Annotated in this window: 5 protein-coding genes and 1 tRNA gene; 3 read left to right on the top strand and 3 right to left on the bottom strand. The window is 46.4% G+C overall.

From position 1 onward, the window contains the following. The first annotated feature begins 224 nt into the window (after positions 1 to 224). Positions 225 to 1,886: a bifunctional UDP-sugar hydrolase/5'-nucleotidase UshA gene (gene ushA, locus KIV40_RS14900; RefSeq protein WP_038891615.1), complete on the top strand. Its 1,662-nt coding sequence runs from the start codon at positions 225 to 227 to the stop codon at positions 1,884 to 1,886. A 91-nt stretch (positions 1,887 to 1,977) separates the two neighbouring features. Next, positions 1,978 to 2,451 (top strand): Cys-tRNA(Pro) deacylase, encoded by a 474-nt coding sequence (ybaK, locus tag KIV40_RS14895; protein ID WP_005535727.1) that lies wholly within the window; start codon positions 1,978 to 1,980, stop codon positions 2,449 to 2,451. 69 nt (positions 2,452 to 2,520) lie between these two features. Here ybaK and rluF read toward each other — a convergent pair whose 3' ends face one another. From rluF to KIV40_RS14880, 3 genes are all read right to left on the bottom strand, one after another. Beyond that, positions 2,521 to 3,675 carry a 23S rRNA pseudouridine(2604) synthase RluF gene (gene rluF / locus KIV40_RS14890; protein WP_005438611.1) on the bottom strand — a complete coding sequence of 385 codons (1,155 nt, stop codon included), beginning with the start codon at positions 3,673 to 3,675 and terminating at the stop codon, positions 2,521 to 2,523. A 103-nt stretch (positions 3,676 to 3,778) separates the two neighbouring features. Continuing rightward, on the bottom strand, positions 3,779 to 4,360 hold the full coding sequence (gene smrA, locus KIV40_RS14885; RefSeq protein ID WP_228175514.1) for a DNA endonuclease SmrA: 582 nt from the start codon (positions 4,358 to 4,360) through the stop codon (positions 3,779 to 3,781). A gap of 133 nt (positions 4,361 to 4,493) precedes the next feature. Next, entirely contained in the window at positions 4,494 to 4,634 is a 141-nt protein-coding gene (locus KIV40_RS14880) for a DUF3149 domain-containing protein (protein WP_010650907.1), read from the bottom strand. A 260-nt stretch (positions 4,635 to 4,894) separates the two neighbouring features. Here KIV40_RS14880 and KIV40_RS14875 point away from each other — a divergent pair. Then, positions 4,895 to 4,971 (top strand) — tRNA-Pro (locus KIV40_RS14875). The last annotated feature ends 172 nt before the right edge of the window (positions 4,972 to 5,143 follow it).

Genomic DNA, 5,143 nt, shown 5'->3' with positions numbered 1-5,143 from the left:
TTCTCGCTTCTCGCTTACTTACACCACCTTGATTATGTCTATAATTTGCTTAGATTTAAGGCTATCTAGCTTGTCAGCAGCAAACTGCGTCGCAGAAACATGAAATCAATATTTTAGTGTTTTACACTAGTGCTAAGTTTGCGCGTTTTAGCCCAGTGAGAGGATCGTTTCTTGGCTGCTGAGCGCGCAATGCAGTGGAACCCGGACGATAAAAAGGTAAAACAATGAAGCAACGCCTGATTGTAAAGACCGCTTTGAGCGCGGCTATCTTGGCAACTCTTGCCGGATGTGCAACGCAACCAGCACACGAATGGAATGAAGACACAACTTACAAACTGACCGTACTGCACACCAACGACCACCATGGTCGTTTTTGGCAAAACAAGTACGGTGAGTACGGCATGGCGGCACGTAAGACGCTGATTGATGAACTGCGTGCAGAGATTCAAGCCGAAGGCGGTAGCGTGCTTCTACTATCAGGTGGTGATATCAACACAGGTGTGCCTGAGTCTGACCTGCAAGATGCTGAGCCTGACTTTAAAGGCATGAGCAAGATTGGTTACGACGCGATGGCACTGGGTAACCATGAATTCGATAATCCACTGGAAGTGTTGTTCAAACAGCAAGAGTGGGCAAACTTCCCAATGCTGTCTGCCAACATTTACGACAAAGAAACCGGCGAGCGTCTATTCCAACCTTATGCCATGTTCAACAAGCAGGGCATCAAGATTGCTGTGATTGGCCTCACGACAGAAGACACGGCAAAACTGGGTAATCCAGAGTACATCGGCGAGGTTGATTTCCGCGACCCGAAAGAAGAAGCGAAAAAGCTGATTGCTGAACTAAAGCAAACTGAAAAGCCAGACCTTATCTTTGCAGTGACACACATGGGTCACTACGAAAACGGCAACCGTGGTGTGAATGCTCCTGGTGATGTGGCCTTGGCTCGCTACCTAAACGAGGGTGACTTGGACATGATTGTGGGTGGTCACTCACAAGAGCCTGTTTGTATGGAAGGCCCTAACGTCATTAAGAAGAACTTTAAGCCGGGTGACGAATGTAAGCCAGATGAGCAAAACGGTACTTACATTGTGCAAGCGTACGAGTGGGGTAAGTACGTTGGTCGTGCTGATTACGAGTTCCGCAACGGCGAATTGTCGATGGTGAGCTACGATCTGATTCCGGTCAACTTGAAGAAGAAAATCAAAGTGAATGGCGAATCTCAGCGTGTATTGGTTCAAGATGAAATCGCACAAGACTCGGCAATGCTGGATTTCCTTCGTCCTTACCAAGAAAAAGGTCAGGGCCAGTTGAATGTGAAAATTGCCGAATCTAACGGCAAGCTGGAAGGTGACCGCAACGTTGTTCGTTTCCAGCAAACTAATCTTGGTCGTTTGATTGCAACTGCCCACATGGAGCGTGCTAAAGCGGACTTCGCTGTGATGAACTCGGGCGGTGTGCGTGATTCGATTGAAGCAGGCGATATCACCTACAAAGACGTGCTGACGGTTCAGCCATTTGGCAACATGGTGTCTTACATCGATATGTCGGGTAAAGAAGTTCTTGATTACTTAAACGTGGTGGCGACAAAACCCGTTGATTCAGGCGCTTACGCTCAGTTTGCTGGTATCTCAATGACGGTTGAAAATGGCAAAGTATCGAATGTCTTTATTGGTAATAAACAGCTTCGCCTAGATGGTCAATACCGCTTTACCGTACCAAGTTACAACGCGTCAGGTGGTGATGGTTACCCGAAAGTGAATACTCATCCGGGTTACGTAAATACAGGATTTACGGATGCAGAGGTACTGAAAGAGTTCTTGGAGTCACACAGTCCAATTGATGTAAATGAGTACGCGCCTTCTGGTGACATCGTTTACAAGTAAAAAGCGATTGACTCAAAGTCGCTGATACCATTAACTTAAAGCGCTGCCCTTCACTAGGTGCAGCGTTTTTTGTTTTATAAGGAGAATCTTGATGACTCCGGCCATTAATCTTGCGAAAAAGAAAAAAGTTACACACACCATTCACCAATACGAGCACGATCCAAGAGCAGACAGCTATGGATTAGAAGCGGCTGAGGTATTGGGACAAGATCCAAAGACAGTATTTAAAACCTTGTTGTTCTGTTTGAACGGCGAACCAAAGAACCTTGCGGTTGCGATTATCCCGGTTGATCAAAAGCTGAACCTAAAACTGGCGGCGAAAGCAGCAAAGGGCAAAAAGGCCGATATGGCCGATCCCGAAATCGCGCAAAAGACCACAGGATATGTTGTTGGTGGGATTAGCCCACTGGGACAGAAGAAAGCGCTGCCGACTTTTTTGCACGAAAGCGCAACAGAGCAAGACACAATTTGTGTAAGTGCAGGTAAGCGTGGTTTAGAAATCGAGTTAGCACCGAAAGATTTATTGAGCTTAACTCGTGGTCAGTTTGCCCCTCTTTGTCTCTAATCTAAATACATGACAAATAAAAAGGACGCCCATGAGCGTCCTTTTTTGATTTATCCAGTCAGTGAAGCGTTACTTCTTCAGACTCAATGTACCACCAGTACGTTTAGCTGGTTTGCTTGGCTTCGCGGCATTTGGGTTCATGTAATGCTGCTTCGGCTTACTCGGTGATTGAGGTTTGTTTGCTGAGTGCGTATTGCTTGATGCATCTGGTTTACGATGCGATTTACCATGCTCGCCTTGCGGTCTGCTGCGTTCACCTTGTGGCTTCGCTTTGTAATGTTCTTTTGCTGGACGTCCGCCTTCATCATCACGCTGACGGCGCTGTTGGCCTTTTTTCGAGTTCGGGGCATGACGGAACTCATCCGCGTTGTTACCACGGAACGTGCGTGTTTTTTGGTTGCGGCGCGCCGTTGAACCTTGGTTCTCTTCACGGCTATCGTACAGCTTCGCGTCGGTCGCTTTACGAATGTTGCGGCCTCTAGAATCTGTTTTCGATGCTTCTTCTGTGCCCACAGAGCCTTCGCACATTGCTAGGATCTCTGCCACTTCGTCGTCACTCAGGTAACGCCATTTACCGTTAGGAATGCCATCAAGTGAGATGTTCATAATACGTACGCGACGTAGCTTGAATACTTCGTAGCCTAGCGCTTCACACATACGACGGATCTGACGGTTCAGACCTTGAGTTAGTACGATACGGAAAGAGAATTTGGTCTCTTTCTCTACTTTACAAGGCAGAGTAACCGTATCGAGGATCTTTACACCGCTCGACATCTGCTTGAGGAATTCACCCGTGATCGGCTTATCAACACGTACTACGTATTCTTTCTCGTGGTTGTTACCCGCACGCAGAATCTTGTTTACGATGTCGCCATCGTTGGTTAGGAAGATCAAACCATCGGAAGGTTTATCCAGACGACCGATAGGGAAGATACGCTTTTTGTGGCCGATGAAATCAACGATGTTGCCCGGAATATCACGCTCAGTAGTACAAGTGATACCGGTTGGTTTGTTCAACGCGATGTAAATTGGTTTTTCTTTCGCTGCAACAGGGTTGCCATCAACACAAACATCATCGCCTGGCAGTACTTTTGTGCCCATCTCTGGTTGTTGACCATTAATAGTGACACGGCCTTGCTCGATAAGACGGTCTGCTTCACGACGCGAGCAAAAGCCCGTTTCGCTGATGTATTTGTTTAAGCGTTTTGCGTTGTCTTGTGACATGTGAGTCTCCTAACGTTTCACAACGGCGGTTAATAGAAGTGCCTGCTGCTAATTAAAGCAGCAAGGCGAGATAAGGTCGGGCATTCTAGCACCGAGAATCCGGTTAGCCTAAACGTTTTTGATGACGTTCACGCGTCTCCATTTTCTTTTCAGCACTCTTTCTTAATAGAACGTACACAGCACCACTGCCACCGTGGAATCGTTGTGCACTGTGAACACATTGCACTTCACGAATTTGTTGCAACCAACTCGCGACAAAACTCTTCATTAATGCTGGTGGATTTGAACGTTCACCACGGCCATGCACGATGACGACCGTTCGGATGTCCATCTCAATACATTGCTTGAGGAATTTAACGACGTCGTCGCGCGCTTCTTTTAGCGTCTTACGGTGCAGATCAAGTCGAGCTTGAATCGGGTACTTACCAAGGCGCAGCTTGCGGTATACGCCATCTTGTACACCATCGCGTTTGAACTCGATAAAGTCATCGGGTTTGAGCATTTCTGCATGGTCAATTGATAAGTATTCTGGATCATCTTCCGTAAGCCAAATTGCAGCTTCGCGTTTCGCCAGTTGAGCATCCGTCACTTGGTGCACTTTTTTATGGTTAGCGGTGTCTTGGTCGATAGGCTTTACATCGCCCATCATCTGTTGGAACAGATCAAAATCGTCGTCTTGAGACATAACGGCAATCTCATAAAGAACAGGGTAGGAATAGTAAGATTATATCAATGAGTGGTGTCTTGGGATCAAATAAAAAACCGGAGTGGGCAAGTAACCAACTCCGGTGCAAAGCGTTTCTAGAGCTAAGCGAGATCTAGTGAGGAGATTTGTCGTTCATAACCTTGTACACGAAGAAACCGCCGTAAAACAGCATTAGACCAATTGCCCCAAAGATTACAATCATTGACGATAGTCCCACCGCATTACCAAATAGGAGATCAAGCCAAAAGTCCATATATTTCCTCCAAGATATTTCCGACATGGATAACGTTAATGGGTGGCGTTTTCTTGCACACTGATCTGGATCAATTATGTTGCCGAGGTTAATAATCTGTATTTTATTGTGGGTTCTTAGTCACATTTCACGTGCTAGTGTTCAGTAAATCATCAAACGAATTAAGACATTACGTTTTTTTGTAAAAAGCGCTTGCGTCTCTCTAAAGAATCCGTAATATACGCATCCGTTGACGGGGAGAAGTCCTCAGTTAAACATCTCGGTGAATAGCGCAGCTTGGTAGCGCATCTGGTTTGGGACCAGAGGGTCGGGGGTTCGAATCCCTCTTCACCGACCACATTAAAGAAAGCCGTAGCAGAAATGCCACGGCTTTTTTGCATTTAAGAACAATAAAGTATTAATGCTGCATGAAGTAAGAGGGTGGGGGCTGGAATGCCAGTCCAATCGAATCCCTACTTCACTGACCACATTTAGAAAGCCTGCTCAATGAGCCTGTCTCTTATACACAA

It is taken from the genome of Vibrio sp. D173a (genome assembly GCF_030248475.1).
The sequence above is the reverse complement of the archived record's forward strand: the minus strand, read 5'-3'. Positions and strand labels throughout refer to the sequence as shown.

What these genes read in the sequence shown, in the direction of transcription:
- ushA (WP_038891615.1), top strand. Translation starts at nt 225, where the DNA reads ATGAAGCAACGCCTGATTGTAAAGACCGCTTTGAGCGCGGCTATCTTG.
- ybaK (WP_005535727.1), top strand. Translation starts at nt 1,978, where the DNA reads ATGACTCCGGCCATTAATCTTGCGAAAAAGAAAAAAGTTACACACACC.
- rluF (WP_005438611.1), bottom strand. Translation starts at nt 3,675, where the DNA reads ATGTCACAAGACAACGCAAAACGCTTAAACAAATACATCAGCGAAACG.
- smrA (WP_228175514.1), bottom strand. Translation starts at nt 4,360, where the DNA reads ATGTCTCAAGACGACGATTTTGATCTGTTCCAACAGATGATGGGCGAT.
- KIV40_RS14880 (WP_010650907.1), bottom strand. Translation starts at nt 4,634, where the DNA reads ATGGACTTTTGGCTTGATCTCCTATTTGGTAATGCGGTGGGACTATCG.